General features: G+C 41.7%; 24 protein-coding genes. 19 read left to right on the forward strand and 5 right to left on the reverse strand.

Annotation, left to right across the window (positions count from 1 at the left end; genetic code table 11):
- Positions 1-114: 114 nt before the first annotated feature.
- Positions 115-672, forward strand: coding sequence for a hypothetical protein (locus tag VM932_RS14345; RefSeq protein WP_326279548.1), 558 nt, complete (start codon positions 115-117; stop codon positions 670-672).
- Between the two features lie 27 nt (positions 673-699).
- Here VM932_RS14345 and VM932_RS14350 read toward each other — a convergent pair whose 3' ends face one another.
- The gene (locus VM932_RS14350) at positions 700-1,695 is read right to left on the reverse strand and encodes an acyl-ACP desaturase (protein ID WP_293165948.1); all 996 of its coding nucleotides are present in this window, start codon (positions 1,693-1,695) and stop codon (positions 700-702) included.
- A 47-nt stretch (positions 1,696-1,742) separates the two neighbouring features.
- Positions 1,743-2,468 carry a metallophosphoesterase gene (locus VM932_RS14355; protein WP_326279550.1) on the reverse strand — a complete coding sequence of 242 codons (726 nt, stop codon included), beginning with the start codon at positions 2,466-2,468 and terminating at the stop codon, positions 1,743-1,745.
- A 151-nt stretch (positions 2,469-2,619) separates the two neighbouring features.
- Here VM932_RS14355 and VM932_RS14360 point away from each other — a divergent pair, with 151 nt between their 5' ends.
- On the forward strand, positions 2,620-3,564 hold the full coding sequence (locus VM932_RS14360) for a carbohydrate kinase family protein (RefSeq protein WP_326279551.1): 945 nt from the start codon (positions 2,620-2,622) through the stop codon (positions 3,562-3,564).
- Between the two features lie 13 nt (positions 3,565-3,577).
- Here VM932_RS14360 and VM932_RS14365 read toward each other — a convergent pair whose 3' ends face one another.
- The 3 genes from VM932_RS14365 to VM932_RS14375 all read right to left on the reverse strand — a co-directional run bounded on the left by VM932_RS14365 (position 3,578) and on the right by VM932_RS14375 (position 6,506).
- Positions 3,578-4,714 carry an ATP-binding protein gene (locus VM932_RS14365; protein WP_326279552.1) on the reverse strand — a complete coding sequence of 379 codons (1,137 nt, stop codon included), beginning with the start codon at positions 4,712-4,714 and terminating at the stop codon, positions 3,578-3,580.
- Positions 4,715-4,865: 151 nt separating this feature from the next.
- Positions 4,866-5,624 (reverse strand): SDR family NAD(P)-dependent oxidoreductase, encoded by a 759-nt coding sequence (locus tag VM932_RS14370; RefSeq protein ID WP_326279553.1) that lies wholly within the window; start codon positions 5,622-5,624, stop codon positions 4,866-4,868.
- 9 nt (positions 5,625-5,633) lie between these two features.
- A complete protein-coding gene (locus VM932_RS14375) occupies positions 5,634-6,506 on the reverse strand; it encodes an aldo/keto reductase (protein ID WP_326279555.1) in 873 nt (290 codons plus the stop codon).
- A 159-nt stretch (positions 6,507-6,665) separates the two neighbouring features.
- On the opposite strand from VM932_RS14375, the gene VM932_RS14380 reads away from it, so the two are divergent.
- From VM932_RS14380 to VM932_RS14460, 17 genes are all read left to right on the forward strand, one after another.
- Positions 6,666-7,667 carry an AAA family ATPase gene (locus VM932_RS14380; protein ID WP_293165960.1) on the forward strand — a complete coding sequence of 334 codons (1,002 nt, stop codon included), beginning with the start codon at positions 6,666-6,668 and terminating at the stop codon, positions 7,665-7,667.
- Positions 7,668-7,736: 69 nt separating this feature from the next.
- Positions 7,737-8,603, forward strand: a complete 867-nt coding sequence (locus tag VM932_RS14385) for a DUF58 domain-containing protein (protein WP_293165961.1) — start codon at positions 7,737-7,739, stop codon at positions 8,601-8,603.
- The gene (locus tag VM932_RS14390; protein WP_326279558.1) at positions 8,603-10,267 is read left to right on the forward strand and encodes a hypothetical protein; all 1,665 of its coding nucleotides are present in this window, start codon (positions 8,603-8,605) and stop codon (positions 10,265-10,267) included. The genes VM932_RS14385 and VM932_RS14390 overlap by 1 nt, the downstream gene beginning before the upstream one ends.
- The gene (locus tag VM932_RS14395; protein ID WP_326279560.1) at positions 10,268-11,266 is read left to right on the forward strand and encodes a vWA domain-containing protein; all 999 of its coding nucleotides are present in this window, start codon (positions 10,268-10,270) and stop codon (positions 11,264-11,266) included. It abuts the gene before it with no gap.
- Between the two features lie 3 nt (positions 11,267-11,269).
- Positions 11,270-12,322 carry a VWA domain-containing protein gene (locus VM932_RS14400; protein WP_326279562.1) on the forward strand — a complete coding sequence of 351 codons (1,053 nt, stop codon included), beginning with the start codon at positions 11,270-11,272 and terminating at the stop codon, positions 12,320-12,322.
- Positions 12,309-13,202 carry a tetratricopeptide repeat protein gene (locus VM932_RS14405; RefSeq protein WP_326279564.1) on the forward strand — a complete coding sequence of 298 codons (894 nt, stop codon included), beginning with the start codon at positions 12,309-12,311 and terminating at the stop codon, positions 13,200-13,202. Before VM932_RS14400 ends, VM932_RS14405 begins: the two co-directional genes overlap by 14 nt.
- Positions 13,202-14,989, forward strand: coding sequence for a BatD family protein (locus VM932_RS14410; RefSeq protein ID WP_326279566.1), 1,788 nt, complete (start codon positions 13,202-13,204; stop codon positions 14,987-14,989). Before VM932_RS14405 ends, VM932_RS14410 begins: the two co-directional genes overlap by 1 nt.
- A gap of 2 nt (positions 14,990-14,991) precedes the next feature.
- Positions 14,992-15,750 (forward strand): SH3 domain-containing protein, encoded by a 759-nt coding sequence (locus tag VM932_RS14415; protein WP_326279568.1) that lies wholly within the window; start codon positions 14,992-14,994, stop codon positions 15,748-15,750.
- Between the two features lie 56 nt (positions 15,751-15,806).
- A complete protein-coding gene (locus VM932_RS14420; RefSeq protein WP_293165974.1) occupies positions 15,807-16,118 on the forward strand; it encodes a hypothetical protein in 312 nt (103 codons plus the stop codon).
- Positions 16,119-16,201: 83 nt separating this feature from the next.
- A complete protein-coding gene (locus tag VM932_RS14425) occupies positions 16,202-17,785 on the forward strand; it encodes a SulP family inorganic anion transporter (RefSeq protein WP_326279571.1) in 1,584 nt (527 codons plus the stop codon).
- Between the two features lie 11 nt (positions 17,786-17,796).
- Positions 17,797-18,423, forward strand: coding sequence for a carbonic anhydrase family protein (locus tag VM932_RS14430; protein WP_326279573.1), 627 nt, complete (start codon positions 17,797-17,799; stop codon positions 18,421-18,423).
- 99 nt (positions 18,424-18,522) lie between these two features.
- Entirely contained in the window at positions 18,523-20,376 is a 1,854-nt protein-coding gene (locus VM932_RS14435) for a SulP family inorganic anion transporter (protein ID WP_326279575.1), read from the forward strand.
- A gap of 12 nt (positions 20,377-20,388) precedes the next feature.
- Positions 20,389-21,081, forward strand: coding sequence for a hypothetical protein (locus VM932_RS14440; RefSeq protein WP_326279577.1), 693 nt, complete (start codon positions 20,389-20,391; stop codon positions 21,079-21,081).
- Positions 21,074-22,093 carry a phenylalanine--tRNA ligase subunit alpha gene (gene pheS, locus VM932_RS14445; protein ID WP_293165983.1) on the forward strand — a complete coding sequence of 340 codons (1,020 nt, stop codon included), beginning with the start codon at positions 21,074-21,076 and terminating at the stop codon, positions 22,091-22,093. Before VM932_RS14440 ends, pheS begins: the two co-directional genes overlap by 8 nt.
- A gap of 8 nt (positions 22,094-22,101) precedes the next feature.
- Positions 22,102-22,500, forward strand: a complete 399-nt coding sequence (locus tag VM932_RS14450) for a hypothetical protein (protein ID WP_326279579.1) — start codon at positions 22,102-22,104, stop codon at positions 22,498-22,500.
- Between the two features lie 103 nt (positions 22,501-22,603).
- Entirely contained in the window at positions 22,604-23,083 is a 480-nt protein-coding gene (locus VM932_RS14455) for a GbsR/MarR family transcriptional regulator (RefSeq protein WP_326279581.1), read from the forward strand.
- Between the two features lie 52 nt (positions 23,084-23,135).
- Positions 23,136-24,218, forward strand: coding sequence for an efflux RND transporter periplasmic adaptor subunit (locus VM932_RS14460; RefSeq protein WP_326279583.1), 1,083 nt, complete (start codon positions 23,136-23,138; stop codon positions 24,216-24,218).
- Positions 24,219-24,226 lie beyond the last annotated feature (8 nt).

A 24,226-nucleotide genomic window follows, 5' to 3' on the forward strand; every position in this document is an offset into this window, starting at 1 on the left:
TACAAAAGCCCCCTGTTTTCAGAAATCCCTCAATTTTAGGTGGTTTAATTTAGAATTTTAAGATTTTTTTAATATTTTAAATGAGCAGTTTCTACTGTTTATTTTGTGTGAAATATGGATTGGATAAGTTCTACAATTTGGTATTGGATTGTTTTGGCCATAACGGGAATCATTTCTGGGATTCTTGGTTATTTTTTTGGAAAATCCAGCACACCCTCAGCAGCCGAAAATTCAGTTCAACTCAATATCCTTGAAATTGAAAACGCCAAGTTAAAATCCGATCTGGAAACTTGCAAAAAAAGACTGGATACATCCAAAACAAAGCAACTAAGCCTTGAACGGGATAAAAATCCTCCAAAAAAAGACGCTTTCTTCTTTGATGCAAATAGGGCAAAGACAGCTTTTGGGGAAAAAATCAAAGAAAATGATTTAAAGCTTGTTGAGGGCATCGGCCCAAAAATTGAAACCCTTTTTCACAATTTTGACATCAAAACATGGAAAGATTTGGCCGAAACCTCCGCGGACAAATGCCAAGAGGTGTTGGATTCCGGCGGTAAGCGCTATCGTATACACGACCCCGCCTCATGGCCCATGCAGGCAAAAATGGCTTACGAGGGCCATTGGGAACAGTTGTTCGAGTGGCAGGAAAAACACCGTGCCGGCAAATATTAATGCCATCGGCCAGACTTAACTTGATTCCTACAACATTCCGTTGGCTTCTACCCATTTAAAAGTATGCTGCTCTTGGGAAAATTTCATACGTTCGGATATGCGTTGTAGCCTTTCGGGGAGTTTCATCAGATAATCCCTGGCCTTTTCTGCCTGATCAGAAAGTCCGCGAAGGTTTCCTATATCCCAGTAATCGTTCAATTTTTTCAAAATATCAATATAGTCCTGTGAGGTATACACCCCCAACCGTTGGGCACAATTGGAAAACTGTTCGAATGCCTCTCCTATACTTCCGCCCGATTCCCTAAGAAAATGGGCCGGCATCACAATTTTTTTCTTCATCATATCTGCAAAGGCCAAGACCATTCCATCGGGATCCTGCCCCATAATTGTCTTTACAAATTCGCGATATGCCAAATGGTGCCTCATTTCATCACCTGCAATTATGGTGCACATTTTTGCGAGCAGCACATTGCCTTTCTTTCTGGCCATTTTTCCCACTCTTTTGTGCGAAATATTGGTGGCCAGTTCTTGGAAAGTGGTATATACAAAATTCTTGTAGGGATCCCTGTCCGTTCCAATATCAAACCCATCAGAAATCAAATGTTGCGTAGTTATCTCGATCTCGCGCATGTTTACACGGCCAGAGAGGTACAAATATTTGTTCAAAACATCTCCATGGCGATTTTCCTCAGCTGTCCATGCACGCACCCATTTGCTCCATCCATTGTCCTTGCCATTGTGCTGATCAATGCCTTCCACATCCATCAACCAGGATTCATACGTGGGGAGTGCTTCTTCCGTAATGGTATCGGCCACAAGGGTCACCCAAAAATCGTATCCCAATTCCTTGGCCTCACCACGAAGCTGCTCCACCTCATCAAAAAACTTATCGCTTTGGGAGTCTGGCAAAAAATCGGTGGGCTGCCATATTTTTTCTGTTGGAATAAGAAATTCATCAATAAACCCTTCAACTTTGGGTTCAATCGCCTGCATTACTTCCAATCTTACATTTTTTATCGACATAGTACGGGGTTTTTTACAAAGGTCTATATAAAATAATGAAAACTGCGCTAATTTCTTCCTCTTTCGCCAGGATAAAATGTGTGTACGGGATCACTTTGCCAATATTCCTTGGTTTCCACATCCAACATGGTCAATCCGCCCATAAAAGCGGCCCCTGTATCCACGTTCCAAACATTGGCTTTGTTCTGCGGTTCTACAAACCCGTTTTTGGACAAAGGGGTGTGGCCTATGTAAATTTCCTTGTAGTGGGTCAAGCGTTTTGGAAACTTGGGACTTGTAGGTTCCAAATCAGGGTCAAGTGCCGTTACCAGTTCCCATAATGTCCTGTCCCAGTAAAAAGATTGTTCAAAATATTCGTAATCCACTCCCTTAAGGTTTGTGTAACCGGCGTGCAAATACAACCGGTTGTCATCTGTGAGATAATAATTTTGCAATTCGTTATAAAACTTCAAATGTAATTCCCATATATCCCTATCTGCATTCAAATAAGAATCTCTGGTTGCAATGCCGCCGTGTGCCAACCATTGCGGATTTTCTTTTTGATCTACCAACCAAGCCCTACAGAGTTCATCGTGATTTCCACGAATAAAAGTGCATCTATATTCACTTTTGAGCTGAATCAAAAAATTTACGGTTTCCACTGCCGTGCTCCACCCATCAACATAATCGCCCAAAAATATGATATGATCTTTGGAGGTGACATTGGCCTTGCCCATTAATTGCTCCAACCCCCGCACCCCTGAATGGATGTCGCCCACAACAAGTGTTCGCATAGAAAAGTTTTTGACAAAATTACGCACAAATGCTTGGCCAATAAAAAATCATGCTGGCTTTATCAAGCATTTAACCTATATTTCAAATTAACCTAACTGTTTTTTGGACATGGTATAATTTTCTATGTACCTTAGAATATTCCGAAACAATATGAAAAAAGTATACTGCATTGGTGAAGTGTTGATTGATTTTGTTGCCGAACGTCAAGGAAGCGACCTTTCCAAAGCAAACGAGTTTACCAAAAAAGCAGGGGGAGCTCCTGCCAATGTGGCCTGTGCCATATCCAAATTGGGAGGAAACGGAATTTTTATTGGTTGTGTAGGGGACGATCCGTTTGGGAAATTTTTATTGGAAACCCTGAAAGAGGTTGGCGTTGACGTTTCGTTGGCCCAATTATCGGATACTTTCACCACGCTGGCCTTTGTATCGCTTTCGGAAGATGGAGAACGCGATTTTGTTTTTAGCAGGGGCGCCGATAAGGAATTGAAGTATAATCCCGACCTAAGAAAGAACCTTCCCGGAAATATTCTTCACTTGGGGGCCGCGACCGCTCTTTTGGGCGGACCTTTGGAAAAAACATACAGCAAATATCTTTTTGATGGCCTTACCAAAGAAATGTTTATCTGTTTTGACCCAAATTTTAGAAGCGACCTTTGGAAAGATCACGAAGAAACCTTCATAAAAAAGTGCATGCCCTTTGTGGAAAAATCACATTTGTGCAAGTTCAGCCAAGAAGAAGCACAACTTATTTCAGGTAAAGAAGATTTACATGAAGCCTGTGATGTTTTGCACAAGGCCGGAACGAAAATAATTACCGTTACCTTGGGGAAAGACGGTACCTTACTGAGCATGAACGGCACCAAAAAGGTAATTCCGAGTATAAAGGTAGCTCCCTTGGACACTACTGGTGCTGGCGACGCTTTTATAGGGTGTTTATTGTATCAAATTTCCGATTTGGGCAATTTTGGGCCTGTTTTCGAAGATTTTTCGTTAGTGGAAAACATGGTCGCCTTGGCGAACAAGGCCGGTGCCATTACCACTACTAATTATGGCGCTATTGTTGCCTTGCCCACAAAAGAGCAGCTCGAAAAATAAAACAACCAAACGACTAAGCGTACCTTACTTTCCTTAGAATTCGTTGGGATTCCTTTAAGGATTGGTAAATATTGCTGTCGTAAGTTTTTAACAACGTCCTTGAACTGTCCATTTTTTCCTTGGCCTCCTCAAAACCGTTCAGGTAACAAATAAGATACGTTGCTGGGAGGTGGGTCATATCCGTATGCTCCGAATCTGTTAACGGAATATGGTTTTCCAACTTTTTGAGCAATGCATTGTTGGTATTGTAAACATGATACAGCGTTTTTTTATCAAACTGTGGTGGCTCAAATATTAATTTACTGTTGATGGTGTACTTGCCATTGTCTGAAAATGTGATGACCACTTCTTCCAAAGGATAATATTTTTGTTGAGAGCCCAAGCCCAATTGCACATACTCCAAGGTTTTGAAGTGGTCGTCATCATAATCAATAGTGATTTCGTCCAAAGCGGAATAAAACAGTTTTACCTGTTCGTTGATGAGTTCAATATCCACTCGGGAATAGTAGACCTTGCCCTTAACTTTCTTCTTGTTTCCCGCCCAACAGACCACAAATTGTTCTTTAAAGACTTTGTAATCACTTGTTAAGTCAGGATGTCTGGTATTGAAGAATTTTATGACCGCATCCAGTGTCAATTCTATGTTATTCCGAGCATGCTGTTCAATCGTCGCCACCTTATCGGAGTTGATGTCCTTTAGCTCAATATCAAAAGCTTTGGGCAAGCTGATGCTACCTTCCCTAAAAAAGACCGCCCCCCCGTAATACTTCCAAATATTTTTGCGAAGGGCACAAACTTTTCCGTTGGACCTAATTGTTACAAGACCAACCACCTTGCCTTCGGGCAAATGGGGAAAGGGAATATTTTCATAGGAAATTAGAGGCGGATTGTCCAAATAGGCATTGACGAGGTTCTGAATTTTGCTGTCATCAAAAAAATCAACGCCAACAATAGTATTGTCCTCATCCTCCACCCCGATCACAATAAAGGAGTTGTTTTTTGGGTTGCTGTTGGCCAAGGCACAGACATGTTTTAAAAATTTGGCCTTGCCCTCCTTTTCCCCAATGGATATAAAACGCTTTTTATCGTAAAAACTATTCTCGTCGTTGTGGGCCAAAAGATTTTTTACGAGTAGGCGTTTATTGATCATAACTTAGTGTTTCGGGATTTTATAAACCAAAGAAAAATTCGTCATTTCGAGAGGTTTTTTGAACTTAAGTTCAAAAAAATGTATCGAGAATAGAATTTTTAATAGTACAAACCTTGTTCTCGACCCGACGGTTTTGACATTTAACCATCAACTATGAACCATTTTTGTTGACGATTGTACTGCTGGCCTGTGCGGTGGGCATTACCACAAGGTCGGCAATGTTCACATGGTAGGGTCGAGTTACCACAAACAGGATAATATCCGCGATATCCTCTGGTTTTAAAGGTTGAAAGCCTTTGTACACCTTTGATGCCTTATCACGATCTCCCTTAAACCGAACATCACTGAACTCAGTTTCCACCAATCCAGGGTTTACGGCCCCTACGCGAATTCCGTAAGCATTCAAATCTATCCGCATACCTTGGTTAATGGCATCCACGGCATGTTTACTGGCACAATACACATTTCCGTTGGGATATACTTCCTTCCCCGCCGTGGAACCAATGTTGATGATATGCCCAGATTTGCGCTCCACCATTTGGGGAATAACGGCTTTTGACATATACAACAATCCCTTTACATTAATGTCCAACATGGCATCCCAATCATCTGGATCGCCCTTATCAATAGGGTCCAATCCATGGGCATTGCCAGCATTGTTGACCAAAATGTCTATTTCTGAAAATTCCTTGGGCAAACTTTCAATGGCCGAGAAAACGTCCTCTCGATTTCTAACATCAAAATTTAAGGTAAAGATTGCTGTGTCTCTTCCCAATTCATTTTTAAACCCTTCCAAACGTTCCTGTCTTCTTCCACAAAGAATTAAATTAAATCCTTGCTTTGCAAAAAGCTCTGCCGTTGCTTTACCTATTCCACTTGTAGCTCCTGTTATTAATGCTGTTTTTCCCATTTCCAATTTTTACGGAACATCATGTCCTTGGCTCGCCACCAAAAGGGCAAACCAATCTTGAAGTTCCAATTCTATATCTATGGCTTCTGCGGCCATTTCCATTCTTTTTTTGTTTGTGGTTCCAATGACCGGATGCACTTTTGCAGGATGTTTTAAAATCCAGGCCAAGAGCAACTGGCTCTCATCAGCATCATACTTCTCCATCAAAGGCCCCATGGCCTCTTTAATACGTTCTACTTGCTCATCATCTTCCCTAAAAAGTGTTCCCAACGGGCTCCATGCCATGGCCAATCTTTTGTTGGCTATGCAATCATCAAAAGTTCCATCGTACATAGGATTATGATGCGTCAAAGAAAATTCGACCTGATTTCCTTCAACGGGTATGGCTGTTTCCAACATAGCCACTTGAGAGGTTGTAAAATTGGATACCCCAAACTGTTTTATTTTTCCACTTTGCAATAACTGCCGAGCAGCTTCCGCAATCTCTTCGGCTTCCATCAACGGACTTGGCCTGTGCATTAAAAAAAAGTCCAAATAATCCGTTTTCAACTTTTTTAAAGACGCTTCCGCAGACCAAATAATATAATCCTTGTCATACTGGTAATGATTGATTCGGTTATTCCTGCCACGGCTCATTTGAATACCACATTTGGTGATCAGTTGAATATCCCCCCTTTTAATTCCACTATTCCCAAATGCCTGTCCAAAATCGGCCTCGGTGGAATAGCTTCCATAGATATCGGCATGGTCAAAAGTGGTTAAGCCACAAGCAATGCTGTGGTGCATTAATTCGATCATTTCCTTTTTGGAAAGTTTTTTCCCCCAACTTCCCCATGTCATCGCTCCCGATATAATGCGGGAAAAATTCGTTGTCCGTCCCATAAGTGCTGAATGTATAAAATTAAAGCCTTAAATCCTTCATAAAACTAGGGGTTTAGCGTTTTTTTTAACCATTAATTAACAGCTAGGTTTTAAATAAATTTTCATTTTGCACACCTTAGCGAAAACCCCGACATTAACACCAAACAATAAAAGTATATAATGGAAGAAAACACTACTATTGATATTAGTGCTGTGAATGAAAAAATTGCCCAGGAAAGCGCTTTTATTGACCTTTTAAGGGTTGAGATGAACAAGGCCATTGTGGGGCAGACCCACATGGTGGAGCGCTTACTGATAGGTCTACTGGGAAAAGGCCACATTCTGCTCGAAGGTGTTCCCGGACTGGCAAAGACATTGGCCATCAACACCTTGGCCAAAGCGGTGAAAGGAAGCTTTAGCAGGATACAGTTTACGCCCGACCTTTTGCCCGCTGATGTGATCGGTACATTGATATACAATATAAAAGAGAACGATTTCTCCATTAAAAAAGGACCCATCTTTGCCAACTTTGTTTTGGCAGATGAGATCAACAGGGCTCCCGCAAAGGTACAATCGGCACTTTTGGAAGCCATGCAGGAAAAACAGGTGACCATCGGGGACGAAACATTTGTGCTGGACGCGCCCTTTTTAGTAATGGCCACCCAAAACCCTGTAGAGCAAGAAGGTACTTACCCGCTTCCTGAAGCGCAGGTGGACCGTTTTATGTTGAAAACCGTAATCGACTATCCAAAGTTGAACGAGGAACAACTGATCATCCGTCAAAACCTAAAAGGTGCAACCGAGGCCGTTAACCCCGTAGTTTCCTTGGAGCAAATTCTAAGGGCCCAAGAAGCTGTTGGCGAGGTTTATATGGACGAAAAAATCGAAAAATATATTCTCGACCTCATTTTCGCTACGCGTTACCCGGAAAAATACAACTTGGAAAGTTTGAAGCCTCTTATCAGTTTTGGTGCTTCTCCAAGAGGTAGCATCAACTTGGCGAAAGCGTCCAAATGCTATGCGTTCATCAAGCGAAGAGGTTATGTGGTTCCCGAAGATGTCAGGGCCGTGGTGCACGATGTACTACGTCACCGAATCGGAATCACCTACGAGGCCGAGGCAGAAAATATTACCTCCGAAGAAATCATCAACAAGATTGTAAACGAGGTAGAGGTGCCTTAGCGGTTCAATGTTTATCGGAATAAGTAGCAATACTTTTAACCAACCCGAAAACCTATTTTTTTGAACCAAATGGATACAAAGGAACTACTAAAAAAAGTACGTAAAATTGAAATTAAGACCCGACGTCTTTCCGACCATATTTTTGGTGGGGAATACCATTCTACGTTCAAAGGTCGGGGGATGACGTTCAGCGAAGTACGCCAGTATCAGTTTGGAGATGATGTACGAAGCATTGACTGGAATGTTACCGCACGCTACAACGAACCCTACGTGAAGGTTTTTGAAGAAGAGCGTGAACTCACCATGATGTTGATGGTCGACGTGAGTGGGTCTGAACTTTTCGGTACGTCCAATCAGTTCAAAAAAGAAATCATCACAGAGATTTCAGCCACGCTCGCATTTTCTGCGCTTCAGAACAACGATAAAGTAGGTTTGATTCTATTTTCCGATAAAGTAGAGCTTTATATCCCGCCTAAAAAAGGAAAAAGCCACGTACTTCGAATTATTAGGGAATTGTTGGAGTTCCATCCAAAAAGCAGTGAAACCAATCTTGCAGAGGCGTTGAAGTTCCTGACCAACGTGATGAAGAAAAAAGCCATTGTTTTTGTGCTATCGGATTTTATTGCGGATAACTACGAGAACACGCTTCGCATTGTGGGAAATAAGCACGATGTTACCGGAATAAGGGTTTATGACCAACGTGAGGAAGCCATCCCAAATTTGGGAATGGTACAAATGCAAGATGCCGAAACAGGGGAAATACAATTGGTGAACACCCAATCCAAACAGGTTCGTTTGGCTTATGGACAACACTACAAAGACAAAGTGGCCTATTTCACCAATTCCTTTAACAAATCAGGCTGCGGGGTCATCAATTGTAGGGCAGACGAAAGCTACGTAAAAAAGCTATTGGGGTATTTTAAACGAAGAGGATAATGCGAATAAACGGTCTACATAAAATAAAAAGCAAAACAACAAAGCCCCGATCAGTTTGGGGAACCATGTTGTTTCTATTGCTGATACCCACGATCGGTTTTTCGCAAACAGGACCCAAAGTTGATGCCGAAGTGGACACCTTGGCCATTAAAATTGGGGAACAGATTCAATACAAAATTACAGTTGAGACGGATTCCACCGATGTGGTTTTCTTTCCCGAAGGACAAACTTTTTCCCCGCTGGAAACCGTAGAGGCCATCATGGCCGACACCCTCAAAAATGACAATAAGGTCATCCTACAGAAAATATATTCCCTAACCCAGTTCGATAGTGGCGCATACACGATTCCCCCACAACGAATTGCCATTAACGAGCAACCTTTTTTTACGGATTCTTTTCAAGTTAAAGTCGCGGACGTATTGGTGGACACCACTAAACAAAAAATGTACGACATCAAACCCTTGATCGAGGTAGAAAGAAGTACCGCCGATATGTGGCTTACGGCACTTTGGATTCTTTTAGGGTTGATTGTGGTCGGGGGATTGGCATATTGGTTCTTTCTAAGAAAGAAACCTTTGACCGAGGAAGAAAAAGTGGCCTTGCTCCCACCCTATGACCGAGCCCTTATGGAGCTTAAAAAGTTGGAGAACTCCAAATACCTTATTCAGGACGAATACAAGCAGTACTATTCGGAACTTACCGATATTGTGCGGTCCTATCTGGAAGAAGATGTGCACGTCACTGCCATGGAAAGTACCACGTCAGAACTCATTACCAAACTGGAAATGTTAAGGGATGCCGGAGAGCTTAAATTGGACGATGACACCATCCAACAATTTCAAAAAATATTACAAACGGCCGATTTGGTAAAGTTTGCCAAAAACAAACCAGCCACAACCGTTGCCGAACAAGATAGGAAAATGGTCGAAGAAATCGTGACCAAAACCCACGAAGCACTTCCAGAACCCACAGAAGAGGATCTTTTACTGGATGAGGAATACCTAGAGGAACTGGCCAAGAAAAAACAACGTAAAAGAATCTATTGGGCTGCAGCCATTTTTGCAGGAATCATTGTTTTGGGCGGTGTAGGTTCTACCATTTATTTTGGCACCAAAAAGGTTCGGGATACCGTATTTGGCTACCCTACAAAGGATTTGCTGGAAAATGAGTGGGTGGCCAGTTCGTACGGTTTCCCTCCCATTGAAATAGAAACACCAGAAGTTTTGGTCCGTCAAGAATTGGAACTTCCCAAAGAAACCGAAGAGCTCATTAAAGAGCTTCAAGCATTTTCCTACGGTAGCTATGTGGGGATATTTTCGGTAAGCACAAGCTCCATCACATTCAAAGAACAAAAAGAGGAGCCTCAATTTGATGCGGTAATAGGTTCCACCCTGACCAATTTTGAACAATTGGGACTAAAGAATATCATCACCAAACAAGAAGAATTTGTGACACAATCCGGTGTAAAGGGTATGAAAACCTATGGCACGGGAACTTTGGAACGACCCAACGGAGATTCCAAAAGGGCCAAGTACAATATTCTAACTTTTGGAGGTAAAGGTTTCATCCAACAAGTTGTGATCACTTGGGAAGAGGACGATGAGTATGCGGAACAAATCGTAGATCGGATTTTAGGAAGTCTGGACGTAAAAACACAAGTATAAATGTTTGAGAATATAGAATTTGCAAATCCTGAATTTTTCTGGCTGCTTTTGTTGCTGCCATTGGCTTTGCTATGGTATTTTTTCAAACGAAAAAATGAAATGGCCTCCCTGCGGATTTCCAGCATCAAAGGGTTCACGGTCAAGAGTTGGGCATCAAAATTAAAACCTGTTTTGTTTGCCATTCGATTATTGGCTTTGGCTGCAATAATTACGGCATTGGCCAGACCTCAAACGGAGGATATTTCAACACGGACAAAAACAACCAAGGGCATCGATATTGTAATGGCCATCGATGTATCGTCCAGCATGTTGGCCCGCGACCTAAAGCCGAACCGATTGACCGCATTGAAAGAAGTAGCCGCCGATTTTATCGAAGGTCGCCCGAACGACCGTATCGGTTTGGTGAGCTATGCGGGCGAAAGCTATACCAAAACCCCTATTACCAGCGACAAGGCCATTGTTTTGAATGCCCTAGAAGAAATCACCTATGGTGTATTGGAAGATGGAACCGCAATCGGAATGGGCTTGGCCACTTCGGTAAACCGACTAAAAGAAAGCAAGGCCATAAGTAAAGTTATCATTCTTTTAACGGACGGTGTCAATAATTCTGGCTTTATTGAACCTAGAACCGCAGCCGATCTAGCAGTCGAATTTGGAATCAAGACATACACCATTGGCCTGGGAACCAACGGAAATGCCTTGTCTCCCATCGGCTACAATAGGGATGGTTCCTATAGATACGGTATGCGACAAGTGGAGATTGATGAAGAATTGCTCAAAGAAATCGCAGAAGTGACAGGAGGAAAATATTTCCGTGCCACCGATAATGAATCCTTGGAAGCCATTTACGAGGAAATCAACAAGTTGGAAAAAACAGAAATAGAGGAATTCAAATATTACAAATACGAGGAAAAATTCAGGCCGCTGATTTTCTTGGCCGGAATTTTATTGCTGTTGGAATGGGGATTGCGAAACTCCATCTTTAAAAGTTTTATTTAGCGAATGATTCAGTTTGACGAAAAAATATATTTCTACCTCTTGGCCATAATCCCGGTAATGGCCCTGGCGTTCTTTTTTCTTCAAATCTGGAAGAGAAAGACACAAAAACGTTTTGCAGAATCAAACCTATTGAAGCGTCTGGCACCCAATAAATCCAACTTTAAGTCAACCCTTAAACTGATATTTTTATTGGGAGGGCTTACGTTTTTGGTATTGGGGTTGGTCAATCCAAAAATCGGTACAAAACTGGAAACCGTTAAACGCGAAGGTGTGGATATCGTTTTTGCCATCGATGTTTCAAAAAGTATGCTGGCAGAGGACATTGCCCCCAACCGTTTGGAAAAAGCCAAACGTATTGTTTCGGAAATCATCAACCAATTGGCGAGCGACCGTATAGGAATAATTGCCTACGCAGGGCAAGCCTACCCTCAATTGCCTATAACCACGGACTATGGCGCCGCTAAAATGTTCTTACAGAGCATGAATACCGATATGCTCTCATCACAGGGAACCGCCATTAACGCAGCCATAGATTTGGCCAGTACTTATTACGATGATTCCCAACAGACCAACAGGGTGCTTTTTATTGTTTCTGATGGGGAAGACCACTCCGAAAGTTCCACTATCGATGCAGTTGAAAAAGCTACACTGAACGGAATCCGTGTTTATACCATTGGAGTGGGTAAAGCCAAAGGAGCTCCGATTCCCATCAAAAAGAACGGCATTGTAGAAAGTTTGAAAAAGGACAACCAAGGCGAGGTTGTCATCACAAAATTGAACGAAAACATATTGACAGGGATTGCCGACAGGGGCAATGGCGATTATATTGATGGCTCCAGCACCGAAAATGCCGTGGAGTTCATCAAAGAGGAACTGAACCGGATGGACAAAACAGAGTTTGAAGCCAAACAATTTGCAGAGTACAAGGACCAATTTCAATGGTTCCTGGCCGCTGGCTTTTTATTTCTATTTTTGGACATTTTTGTTTTGGACAGAAAAACACAATGGTTGAAAAAACTGAATCTTTTTAACGAGCATGATGATGAGCAAGATTAAGTTGATGTTTGGACTATTACTATGTTTCGGGATTGTCCATGCGCAGGACGATATAACCGAAAAAGCGAACAAAGAAGCGGAAAAAGCATTGCAAGCCTCTACCAATCTTACCTATGAGGCCAACGAAGAACTTACCGCCAACGATTTTGTTACGGCAGAGGCCGATTACAGAAGGGCCATTTCCAAAAGCAACAAAAATGCCGCCGCCCGATTTAATTTAGGGAACGCCTACTATAACAGGGAAAGTTATGGAGAAGCTTTTGGAAGGTACAAACAGGCAGGAGAAGTTGCCGAGGATAAAGGAGAAAAGCACAAGGCATTCCATAACATGGGCAACGTGTTCATGAAGCAAAAAGATTACAAACAAGCCGTTGAGGCCTACAAACAAGCCTTAAGAAAAAATCCTAACGACGACGAGACTCGCTATAACCTTGCTCTGGCCAAAAAGATGCTAGAAAAACAACAGGACGAGCAAAAGAACGACCAAAACAAGGACAACGAAGACAAGAAAGATCAGGAAAACGAGGACAAGGATAAAAACCAAGACCAGAAGAACGAAGGCGGGGATAACGAGAAGAAAGACAAAGGCGAGCAAAAAGAGGATGAAAACAAAGATAAAGGCGATCAGGGTGAAAATGGAGAGGATAAGCCCAAGGAAAATCAAAAAGGCAATGGTGACAAGAAAAAAGAGCAAGAGAAAAAACCCAATGAGGGTGACCAGCCCGAAGATAAAAAGCAGCAACCTAGACCCAATCAATTGTCTGAACAACAGATTCAGAATTTGCTAGAGGCCATGCAGAACGAAGAGAAAAAAGTGCAGGAAAAAATGGAGGCCCGAAAAGTTCGAGGCAAAAAAATTAAAAACGAGAAGGACTGGTAATGAAAGTGTTGAAGGGCAACATATTGTTTATTCTGGGAATGTTACTCTTTACGGGCTTACATTCACATGCCCAAGACGATGCGGAAGAGATTTCGTTTACCATGAACTTGAGCAAAGAGGAATTGGGGCTAAACGAACGTCTTCGGGTAGATTTTACCATGAACAAGGATGGCGACAACTTTAAGCCGCCTCAATTTAATGGTTTTAATGTGGTGATGGGCCCTTCGCAGTCCATTAGTTCTTCTTGGGTAAATGGCAAACGTAGTTTTTCCAAGACCTATTCTTACATTTTAAAGCCCACGGCGAGGGGGAGTTTCACCATAAATCAGGCCACTATCGAGATTAACGGCCAAACGTACAAGACAACCCCCAAGCAAGTAGAGGTTACAGCGGCAGTGGACAAGCCTAATGCACAGAAGACCGTGGACGATGTGGCCGACGAAAGCCTTCATTTAGTTGCAGAAGTATCAAAAGGAAATCCGTATTTAAATGAAGCTGTTACCGTAGTCTATAAGCTCTATGTAAGTCCAAACATAAGTGTTACAAATTACAGACCCTTGGACAATCCCACCTATAATAATTTTTGGAGCCAAGATATTCCGGTTACCAAGCACACCGCGCAAAACGGCACTTACCAAGGTAAACCCTATAGATATGTAGTTTTAAAACGAGTGGTACTTTACCCCCAAAAATCAGGACAGCTGGACATTGAGCCACTTTCTCTCGAGATTTTTGTTGATGTACCCACCAACAGAAGAGACTTTTTTGGTGGCCGAATTTATACCTCTACAAGTAAAACCGTTTCTGCAGGTAACAGAACCATCAACGTAAAACCATTGCCAGAAGCTGGAAAACCGGCCGGTTTCAGTGGAGCTGTTGGTGATTTTGATTTTTCGGTGACCACAAGCAAAACCCAACTGAATGCCTCGGAATCGCTTCAGGCCAAAGTTGAAGTTACTGGAAAAGGGAACTTGAAATTGTTCCAACTTCCAGAGCCAGAACTGCCGAGCTCTTTAGAGGTTTATGATCCCGAATACGAGGAATCCATCAACACCTACAGTACCGGCATGGAGGGCAAAGTGGCCAATAATTATACCATTGTGCCTTCATTTAGGGGAAAATACCCCATTCCAAGTATCTCTTTCAGTTATTTTAATCCGAGTACAGGTAACTATAAAACCATTAATTCAGAAGAAATCAATATTGAGGTAATCGAAGGACCTACAAGTGGTTCTGCCAATATATCAAGTTCCTCTGCCAACAAGCAATTGGTTGTGCCGACCGGGGAGCAGTTTCATTTTATCAACATAAATCCGAACCTGATTCCTATTGGTTCTCACCGCTTTTTTGGCTCAAGCCTCTTTTTTATTCTTTTGCTCGCCCCGTTATTGTTTATTCCGATAGCCATTTTCACATTTAAGAAGAGAGAGGCCATTGCCAGCGATGTGGTAGGGAACAAAATAAAGAAAGCCAACAAACTGGCCAGAAAATATCTTTCAACAGCCAAAAAGGAACTCGGAAACAAAGAAGCCTTTTATGTGGCTCTGGAAAAAGGTTTGCACAACTACCTGAAGGCAAAATTACACATAGAAACTTCGGAATTCAGCAAGGATAAAATTACAAGCATTCTTTCGGAAAAAAAGGTTGACCAAAAGGATGTTGATGGCTTTATAGCATTATTGACCAGCTGTGAAATGGCACGATATAGCCCGTTTTCCAATGTGCAGATGCAACAAGATTATGAAAAAGCAAGTGAAGTAATTTCTAATTTGGACAAACAGTTATGAGCATGAAAAAGATGGTCCTTTTATTTTGTATGCTTTCGCTCTCTTTTGGATTTTCCCAAAACGAGGCTCTGTTTAATGAAGCCACCGAACTATACAACAATGGGGAATATTCCGCTGCCATAGAAAACTACAAGCAAATTCTGGAAAATGGCGAGCATTCGGCCGCACTGTACTTTAATTTGGGGAATTGCTACTACAAACTCAATTCCATTGGCCCCAGTATTTATTACTACGAAAAAGCATTGCTTCTTGACCCACCTAATAGGGAAATCCAAAATAATTTGGCGTTTGCCCAAAATATGAGGCTGGATGCCATTGAGGAAGTTCCTACAACGGGGATATCCAAAATCTACAAATCAGTTGTGGGTTTGCTCTCCTATGATCAATGGGCTTATTTGGCCATTGGATTGGTCTTTTTGTTTGTTTTGGCCTATATGGCCTATTATTTTCTTAGCCCGGCCAACCAAAAGAGGGTTGCATTTATTTCAAGTATGCTCTCTCTTGCTTTGTGCGCCGTCTCTGTTTTAATGGCCTACCTTGGATATCAACAATACAAGAACGATGACCCAGCCATAGTTTTTGAGAAAGAAGTCAATGTTAGTTCAGAACCCAATACCAACAGCAGTACTATCTTTACCATTCACGAAGGAACCAAAGTGAATATTTTGGACGAATTGGACGATTGGAAAAGAATACGTATTGCCGATGGGCAAACAGGATGGTTGTTGGGGGACCAGATTAGGTCGTTAAAGGATTTTTAGACATAATTAACAAATAAGTGCATATCTTATCTTAAATTTACCCCCAATCATATAATATGATGCGAACACTGGCTATACCGTTTATTTCCTTTGTGATGGTCACAATTTTGTTGACCTCACCTTTTGTCCCACTTATGGGGCGGGAATATAGTATTGCCTTTATTCTTGGTTCTTCCGAAGAGGAGAACAATACGCATGATACTTCGAGCAGTAAAACATTTGATATTAAATATTTTATGTCAAAAAGTTTTATTTCAGCGGATCCATCCATAAATCAAGAAAAAAATAATGATGCATTAGGATATGCATTCGCTGTATTGGAGTTTACCCTTGAAACACTAGACCCCCCTCCCCGAAAATTGGTTTAACATTCTTATTCTCGTTTAAATCAAATTTTAATTGTCCTTTACCACCAAATTTTATCTGATGTAGAGGACTAATCTTGTTTATTATGTTCAAGTATATAAAAAATGACTTGCCTGCCAGTATTGTGGTCTTTTTTGTGGCACTACCGCTTTGTTTAGGTATTGCCCTGGCCAGTGGCGCCCCTTTGTTTTCGGGGCTTATTGCAGGTATTATTGGGGGAATCGTTGTAGGTGCACTAAGTGGTTCCCAAATAGGGGTAAGTGGCCCTGCAGCAGGACTTGCAGCCATTGTACTAACCGCGATCGGTACCTTGGGAGGGTATCAAAACTTTTTGGTTGCCGTAGTATTGGGCGGTATAATCCAGCTGATTTTCGGATTTCTAAAGGCTGGTATTATTGCCTATTATTTTCCATCATCGGTAATTAAAGGTATGCTCACGGGTATTGGAATCATCATCATTCTAAAACAAATTCCCCATTTTTTTGGTTATGATGCCGACCCGGAAGGTGATTGGGCCTTCTTTCAAGTAGATGGTGAAAACACCTTTAGTGAAATTATAAACTCCATCAATTTTATTAGTCCTGGTGCAACCCTTATCGCTGTTGTTGCCTTGGCCATACTTATTTTATGGGGTCAGGTTTTAACGAAAAAATCCAGGATTTTTGAGCTTATACAAGGACCTTTGGTCGCTGTGGTCATTGGAATCGTGTATTATTCATTGACCCAAGGCAATGGCACATGGGGAATCACGCAGGAGCATTTGGTAAGCGTTCCGGTACCGGATAGCTTTGATTCGTTCTTGGGCTTTTTTAGTTTTCCCAATTTCTCCGCCATATCCAACCCAGAAGTTTGGATAACAGGTTTCACCATTGCATTGGTGGCCAGTTTGGAAACATTGCTATGTGTGGAGGCAACGGATAAATTAGATCCTGAAAAAAGAACAACGCCCACCAACCGCGAGCTTAGGGCCCAAGGAGTGGGGAACATGCTTTCTGGTTTGGTCGGAGGGCTTCCGGTTACACAGGTAATCGTTCGTAGTTCAGCCAATATTCAATCCGGAGGTAAAACAAAGGCTTCTGCTATTATCCACGGATTCTTCCTCCTCGGTTCGGTAATATTGATACCGACCTTGCTCAATAAGATTCCGCTGTCCGTTTTGGCCGCCATATTGTTTATCGTTGGTTTTAAACTCGCAAAGCCATCGCTTTTCAAAACCATGTACCAAGCGGGTTGGAAACAATTTGTCCCCTTTGTGGTAACCGTGTTGGGCATTGTTTTTACAGACCTTTTGGTCGGGATCAGTTTAGGTCTTGGCGTTGGTATTGTCGTTGTTCTTATTAAAAGCTACCAGAACTCCCACTTCCTTCATATTGAAGATAAGAGCAATGGAGCACATAAAATTAAAATGACCCTTGCGGAAGAGGTTACCTTTTTTAACAAAGGAGCCATTCTAAAAGAACTGGATAGTCTTCCTGAAAACTCCTATCTTGAATTGGATGTTAGAAAAACACGTTTTCTTGACAATGATATCGTGGAAATCCTAGAAGACTTTTCAAACAAAGCGAAGAACAGGAACATCGACATTAAAATTATCTCGGAAAAAGGCGAAATTGAAAATCCGGATAGTTACATCGAATTTTTTAATCTAAGACCGAAAAAATCGGCATAAAATATTTTAGCATGAAAGCACACACAAAAGAAACCCAGGCAACCATGACGCCAGAAAAAGCCATTCAATTTTTGAAGGAGGGCAATCAGCGTTTTCAACAAAACTTAAAAGCGAACAGAAACCTCTTGGAACAGGTGAACGATACAAAGGACGGTCAATTTCCGTTTGCGACCATTTTAAGCTGCATTGATTCAAGAGTATCCGCTGAGCTTGTTTTTGACCAAGGGTTGGGAGACATCTTTAGTATAAGAATTGCAGGGAATTTTGTTAACGAAGATATTTTGGGAAGCATGGAGTTTGCCTGCAAATTGGCAGGGACAAAAACCATTGTAGTTTTGGGGCATACTGCCTGTGGAGCGGTAAAAGGAGCATGCGACCATGCTCGTTTGGGCAACCTTACTGCTTTGATCAATAAAATTGAACCTGCCGTGGCCGCTGTCCACGAACCTAAAGATGAATCTTTAAGAAACTCTAAAAATTTAGAGTTTGTGGATGCGGTTTCGGCAAAAAATGTTGAAATGACCTTGGAAAACATCAGAAATCAAAGCAACGTTCTAAAAGAAATGGAAGACAATGGAGAAATTGCCATAGTCGGTGCCATGTACGATATCTCTGATGGTAAAGTTACCTTTCTGTAGCACAGAATAACTTTATGTAAAAAATGCCGGTGTATTTTACTACCGGCATTTTTTATTCATAATATTGTTATATTAAAGCTACGCAAACAACACTATACCATGTTTAAGCACCTAAAAGGAGATTTGTTCGGGGGAATTACCGCAGGCATTGTGGCCCTTCCTTTGGCGCTTGCCTTTGGTGTAAGTTCTGGGTTAGGCCCCAGCGCCGGTTTGTACGGGGCAATTTTCATTAGTTTTTTTGCCGCTCTTTTCGGTGGAACCAACACACAAATTTCGGGCCCAACCGCTCCAATGACAGCAGTGAGCATGGTTGTTATTGCAGGTATCATTGCCGTTAACGATGGGGATATCAACAAGGCACTTCCCCCTATTTTGACCGTTTTCCTTTTGGCAGGGATTATGCAGGTTGGTTTGGGCCTATTGGGCATGGGAAAATATATTAAATACATTCCATATCCCGTGGTTTCAGGTTTTATGACCGCTATTGGAATTATAATTTTAGTTACCCAAATATTGCCGGCAGTAGGGTATTACCCCAAGGAGGACGAAGCGTATGTCAATCAGTTTATGCCCCAGGCCGAAGAAGCCATTTTAGAAAATATACTGCATGAAGAGGCTGGTGAAGGAATATTGGTTTTAGAGAACTTTACGGAAACCATTAAGCGTGCCGAAAAAATTTCACATGCCGATATGTTAAAAGAAGCCGGCACCTTGGCTTCAAAAGATGCATCGGGGGTAATGGGAACATTTAAAGTACTGCCCAGGGCACTCAAGCACATTAATTGGCTGGAATTGGCCTTGGCCTTGGCAACCATTATCATTATTTACGGTTTTAAACGAATAACCACGGCAATCCCCAGCACATTGGTTGCCCTGATCGTAGTTTCTGGTGCGGCTTTCGGATTTGGGTTGGATTATAGACCCATTGAACAGATTCCAAGTGGGCTACCCATCCCCAACTTTGAAATTTTTACATCGTTCAACCTTAATGTTATCACGCCCTATATTTTTACTGCACTTACTTTGGCACTGCTTGGTGCCATAGACTCACTGCTTACCTCCGTGGTTGCAGACAATATGACCCAAACCAAACATAAACCCAACAAAGAGTTGGTAGGCCAAGGCATTGGAAACAGTATTGCAGCTATTTTTGGGGGGATTCCTGGCGCTGGTGCCACTATCAGGACCGTGGTAAACATAAACTCTGGGGGTAAAACAAGACTATCCGGTATGATTGCCGGCTTACTACTACTTGTTATTTTACTTGCCTTGGGGCCAGTAGCATCACAAATACCCGCTGCAGTATTGGCAGGTATATTGGTAACCGTAGGTATTGGTGTAATGGATTACAGAGGGCTAAAAGCCATTCCCCACTTGCCCAAAGACATAAAATTGGGGCCTCTAAAACTCAGTTCCGAAGTTATCATCATGTTGGTAGTAATGGTATTGTCATCCATTTGGAATTTGGTATATGCTGTTGGAATCGGCCTTGTAATTGCCTCTTTAATGTTTATGAAAAAAATTGGAGATCTTACAGCACAACGTTCCAATGTGAGGGCCTTGCGTGAGGAAGCGTGGTCCGATGAAAAAAATATTCCCCAAAAAATTAAGGATAAGGTTTTTATAAAACACATAAAAGGGCCTTTGTTTTTTGGATCTACCAACGAATTTCAACAACTGGCCTCACAAATCCCCGATGATGCTTCAACAGTAATAATACGAATGGGCAGGATGCAGTATATGGACCAAACGGGCCTATATGCCATGGAAGATGTGTTGCAAGATTTAAAACGAAAAGATATACTTGTGCTCTTGGTCAATATTCTGGACCAGCCCCGTTATATGTTGGAACGTATTGATATTATCCCGAATCTTATCCCAAAAGAACATATCTTCAAAAACTTTAAATCCTGTTTGGATTGGGTTGATAAAAACTTAAACCACCAAGAATAATATACGTTTTTGATGCTTCTTCAAGAGTTCCCACAAGATTCAGGACCTATCTATCTGGAAACCGTTAAGGGCAGGTTTCCCGTTGAACCTTATAATACTTATAGCAATCTTATCTTTTTGTTCCTGATTATTTATTGGGGCATAAAAGTGTATAAACATCCAAGGCAACATCTATTTTTAGCATGGGTACTTCCCATAATCGGAATAAGTTATGTGGGCGGAACAATTTACCATGCCACCCGGAGCCATGAGTTTTGGCTTCGGTTGGATTGGATGCCCATTATGATCTTATGTGCTGCTTTGGTCATCTACTTTATTTTTAAGCTGGTTAAATCTTGGTGGAAGCGGTTGTTTTGGATCACCATGTTGCCCGGGGTTTCATTTTTATTTCGGATGCTGCCCATTCCATCTGGATTGAGAATTTCTTTGGGATATATAATAACAGCTGCAACCATACTTGTTCCCATAGCTTGGTATTTGGTTCGGACCAAAGGAAGGAACATTGTTTTTGTGATTGTTTCCTTCCTAATTTTTGGAGTTGCGATTTTCTTTAGGAGCATTGATCTGCATCAAAATTTCTTTCCGATGGGAACACATTGGCTGTGGCATCTTTTGGGTGGAATTGCAGTACATTTTCTTATTGCCTATATATTCAAGGACAATTTGCTAAATTTGTCCGCCAATAGCGTAAGCAATCATGATTGACACCATAAAGGAACATATCGCCGAAGTAGAAAAGTTTACTTCAACCTCAATAAAAGAAATTGAAGCCTTCCGAATTAAGTATTTAGGAAAAAAGGGTCTTTTGAACAGTTTCTTTGCCGAATTTAAGAATGTGCCCAACGAACAAAAGAAAGATTTTGGCAAGGTTGTCAATCAATTGAAAAACGCAGCTACCGATAAGGTCAATGCCCTTAAGGAGGCCTTGGAGAGCCAAACAGAAACTGTTGGCAAATATGGGGATTTGACACGCCCCGGTGAACCTGTTGAAATTGGTTCCCGCCACCCAATCAATATTGTAAAGAACCAGATCATCGATATTTTTTCCCGAATCGGGTTCAATGTTTCCGAAGGTCCCGAAATTGAGGATGACTGGCACAACTTTACGGCACTAAACCTTCCGGAATACCACCCTGCAAGAGACATGCAGGATACTTTTTTCATTCAAACAGATCCGGATATCCTTTTGCGTACCCATACTTCATCAGTTCAGGTAAGGTATATGGAGAGCAATAAACCTCCCATCAGGACCATTTCCCCTGGAAGGGTTTATAGAAACGAAGCAATTTCGGCTCGCTCCCATTGCTTTTTCCATCAGGTAGAAGGCCTATATGTGGACAAGAACGTATCCTTTGCCGATTTAAAACAAACCTTGCAATATTTTACATCGGAAATGTTCGGCAAGTCCAAAATTAGGTTGCGCCCTTCTTATTTCCCATTTACGGAGCCCAGCGCAGAAGTTGATGTTTACTGGGGCCTAGAGACCGAAACGGACTACCGCATGACCAAGGGAACCGGCTGGCTGGAAATTATGGGCTGCGGGATGGTAGACCCCAACGTACTTAAGAATTGTGGTATAGACCCCGATGTATATTCTGGATTTGCCTTTGGAATGGGAATAGACCGTATTGCGTTGTTGCTCCATCAAATTTCAGACATTCGCCTGCTCAGCGAAAATGATGTTCGCTTCTTGGAACAATTCAAAAGCGCATTGTAGACCATTTTATGAAAAAGGATATTGAAATTCCCGTAGCCAAGGATGTTCATGTTGCTGTAATCCGCGAGTGGAACGATGAATTTCTGTCCAAAGACTGGAATGCCTATCTCATCAATAACAGAAAAGATGCCATTGAAATGACCATTGTTGTTTCCAAAGGTTTTGACGAGGATAAAAAAACCTCTACCATGCGACACGGTATAGGGGTTGTTGAACCCAAGTCCTTTAAAAAAATTGAATTCCTGCAAGAAGAAGTGCTGGCCCTCAACAATGAATTCTTTGTTACCTTTTTTGCAGAAAACAAACTGTTTGAAAAGAGGTTCCTATTCCCCAAACATACTATTGCCGAAGACCATCTTACCACAATTCCAATTATAGATAAGGAAGGAATTCTAGCTAAGCATTGATAGGTGTTTTGTCAACGAACACTTTCTTTTAACAAAAATTTAGTTCTTGTTAGTTCGGTTTGTTCCGAACCAATATTAATTTTGCACCTTCAAAAATCCATCAATGGAAAAAACGAAGGAAGAAATAATAGAAACTTTAGGGCTTCATTTAGAGAAGGAACACAACTTGCCTCCCCTGGCCGCCCGCATATATGCAATACTCATTTTAACCGATGAGGACGGAATCACCTTTGAGGATTGTTTGGAAAAACGGGGTGCAAGCAAAAGCTCTACCTCTACCTCTTTGAACCTTTTATTAAACATGGGCCTGGTTACCTACTTTACCAAACCCAGTGATAGAAGAAGGTATTTCACCACTGCCAAGAAAAAGAACTTCTTTCTTTCTAAGCTTCAAGAAAACTTGAGTCGTATGGAAACCGAAAAAAGTATAATCACCTTGGTTTTGGGCTATCATAAAAAAAATAGCCCTAAAAAATATGAAGAAGGTCAAGTAAGAACCAAAGTGTATCTGGATTATGTAAGCGATAACGAAAAAATCCTTAAAAAATCCATCAAAAAATTAGAATCCATTATAGATGAGTAATCTCTCCAACAGTCATAAACCCAACAATAACCCTAACAACCTTAGTTTGTTCATGAAAACAAAAACAATCAAATCAATAATAGTAGCAACAGGTGTGCTCTTGTTCATGTCCTGTGGGGGTAAAAACCAACAGCAAGCCACTGTGCCGCAAGCGCCCTCGCTCAAAGTGAGTACGCTTAAAAAACAGGATATTACAATATATAATTCGTATTCCACCAATATTCAAGGTCTACAAAATGTAGAAATCTGGCCAAAGGTTGCTGGATTTGTTCAAAACATATATGTAGAAGAAGGACAAAAAGTAAAAAAAGGGCAGTTGCTCTTTAAACTGGAAACACAAACGCTTTCCCAAGATGCCGAAGCTGCAAAAGCGGCGGTAAATTTGGCACAGGTGGAAGTGGACAAGCTGGTTCCCTTGGTTGAGAAAAACATTATTAGCGAGGTGCAATTGGAAACCGCTAAAGCTCAATTGGAACAGGCAAAAAGCAACTATAACAGTATTGCCGCCAACATCGGCTATTCCAATATAGTGAGCCCGGTAAACGGGTACATTGGTGAGATTCCCTATAAAGTGGGCGCTTTGGTAAGCAGCACTATGGGGGAGCCACTTAGCGTGGTATCCGACATTAGTAGCATTCGTGCATACTTTTCCATGACCGAGAAACAATTGTTACAAATGAAGAGTGAAATGGCAGATAAAGGAGCTCCCATTTCATCTGAAAATACTCCGGAAGTAGAGCTTGTGATGGTCAATGGTGAAACCTATCCGCAAAAGGGAAAAATTGCCATGGTGAACAACATTATCAACCCAACCACAGGAAGTGTAACCCTTAGGGCGGATTTTGACAACCCCAACCAATTGTTGAGCTCTGGCAGTACGGGAACCATAAAGGTGCCGTCTACCTACGAAAATACTTTTGTTATCCCTCAATTTGCCACGGTTGACCTCCAAGGAACCAAAATGGTATTTATATTGAATGATGACAACTCGGTAAATACAAAACCATTGAACATTGTCGCACAAACCGATAAGGAATTCATCGTAAACGAAGGTTTGGAAGAAGGAAGCACCATCGTAACCGAAGGAGTGTCCAAACTAAAAGATGGTCAAACCATCAATCCCGTAAAACAATAATTGCCATC

It is taken from the genome of Flagellimonas halotolerans, assembly GCF_035818535.1.
GTDB lineage: Bacteria > Bacteroidota > Bacteroidia > Flavobacteriales > Flavobacteriaceae > Flagellimonas > Flagellimonas halotolerans.

Coding starts and splice junctions, on each gene's coding strand:
- VM932_RS14355 (WP_326279550.1), bottom strand. CDS start 2,468: ATGCGAACACTTGTTGTGGGCGACATCCATTCAGGGGTGCGGGGGTTG.
- VM932_RS14360 (WP_326279551.1), top strand. CDS start 2,620: ATGAAAAAAGTATACTGCATTGGTGAAGTGTTGATTGATTTTGTTGCC.
- VM932_RS14345 (WP_326279548.1), top strand. CDS start 115: ATGGATTGGATAAGTTCTACAATTTGGTATTGGATTGTTTTGGCCATA.
- VM932_RS14425 (WP_326279571.1), top strand. CDS start 16,202: ATGTTCAAGTATATAAAAAATGACTTGCCTGCCAGTATTGTGGTCTTT.
- VM932_RS14375 (WP_326279555.1), bottom strand. CDS start 6,506: ATGGGACGGACAACGAATTTTTCCCGCATTATATCGGGAGCGATGACA.
- VM932_RS14365 (WP_326279552.1), bottom strand. CDS start 4,714: ATGATCAATAAACGCCTACTCGTAAAAAATCTTTTGGCCCACAACGAC.
- VM932_RS14450 (WP_326279579.1), top strand. CDS start 22,102: ATGAAAAAGGATATTGAAATTCCCGTAGCCAAGGATGTTCATGTTGCT.
- VM932_RS14395 (WP_326279560.1), top strand. CDS start 10,268: ATGTTTGAGAATATAGAATTTGCAAATCCTGAATTTTTCTGGCTGCTT.
- VM932_RS14350 (WP_293165948.1), bottom strand. CDS start 1,695: ATGTCGATAAAAAATGTAAGATTGGAAGTAATGCAGGCGATTGAACCC.
- VM932_RS14460 (WP_326279583.1), top strand. CDS start 23,136: ATGAAAACAAAAACAATCAAATCAATAATAGTAGCAACAGGTGTGCTC.
- VM932_RS14420 (WP_293165974.1), top strand. CDS start 15,807: ATGATGCGAACACTGGCTATACCGTTTATTTCCTTTGTGATGGTCACA.
- VM932_RS14440 (WP_326279577.1), top strand. CDS start 20,389: ATGCTTCTTCAAGAGTTCCCACAAGATTCAGGACCTATCTATCTGGAA.
- VM932_RS14435 (WP_326279575.1), top strand. CDS start 18,523: ATGTTTAAGCACCTAAAAGGAGATTTGTTCGGGGGAATTACCGCAGGC.
- VM932_RS14390 (WP_326279558.1), top strand. CDS start 8,603: ATGCGAATAAACGGTCTACATAAAATAAAAAGCAAAACAACAAAGCCC.
- VM932_RS14415 (WP_326279568.1), top strand. CDS start 14,992: ATGAAAAAGATGGTCCTTTTATTTTGTATGCTTTCGCTCTCTTTTGGA.
- VM932_RS14405 (WP_326279564.1), top strand. CDS start 12,309: ATGAGCAAGATTAAGTTGATGTTTGGACTATTACTATGTTTCGGGATT.
- VM932_RS14455 (WP_326279581.1), top strand. CDS start 22,604: ATGGAAAAAACGAAGGAAGAAATAATAGAAACTTTAGGGCTTCATTTA.
- VM932_RS14430 (WP_326279573.1), top strand. CDS start 17,797: ATGAAAGCACACACAAAAGAAACCCAGGCAACCATGACGCCAGAAAAA.
- VM932_RS14410 (WP_326279566.1), top strand. CDS start 13,202: ATGAAAGTGTTGAAGGGCAACATATTGTTTATTCTGGGAATGTTACTC.
- VM932_RS14400 (WP_326279562.1), top strand. CDS start 11,270: ATGATTCAGTTTGACGAAAAAATATATTTCTACCTCTTGGCCATAATC.
- VM932_RS14380 (WP_293165960.1), top strand. CDS start 6,666: ATGGAAGAAAACACTACTATTGATATTAGTGCTGTGAATGAAAAAATT.
- VM932_RS14385 (WP_293165961.1), top strand. CDS start 7,737: ATGGATACAAAGGAACTACTAAAAAAAGTACGTAAAATTGAAATTAAG.
- pheS (WP_293165983.1), top strand. CDS start 21,074: ATGATTGACACCATAAAGGAACATATCGCCGAAGTAGAAAAGTTTACT.
- VM932_RS14370 (WP_326279553.1), bottom strand. CDS start 5,624: ATGGGAAAAACAGCATTAATAACAGGAGCTACAAGTGGAATAGGTAAA.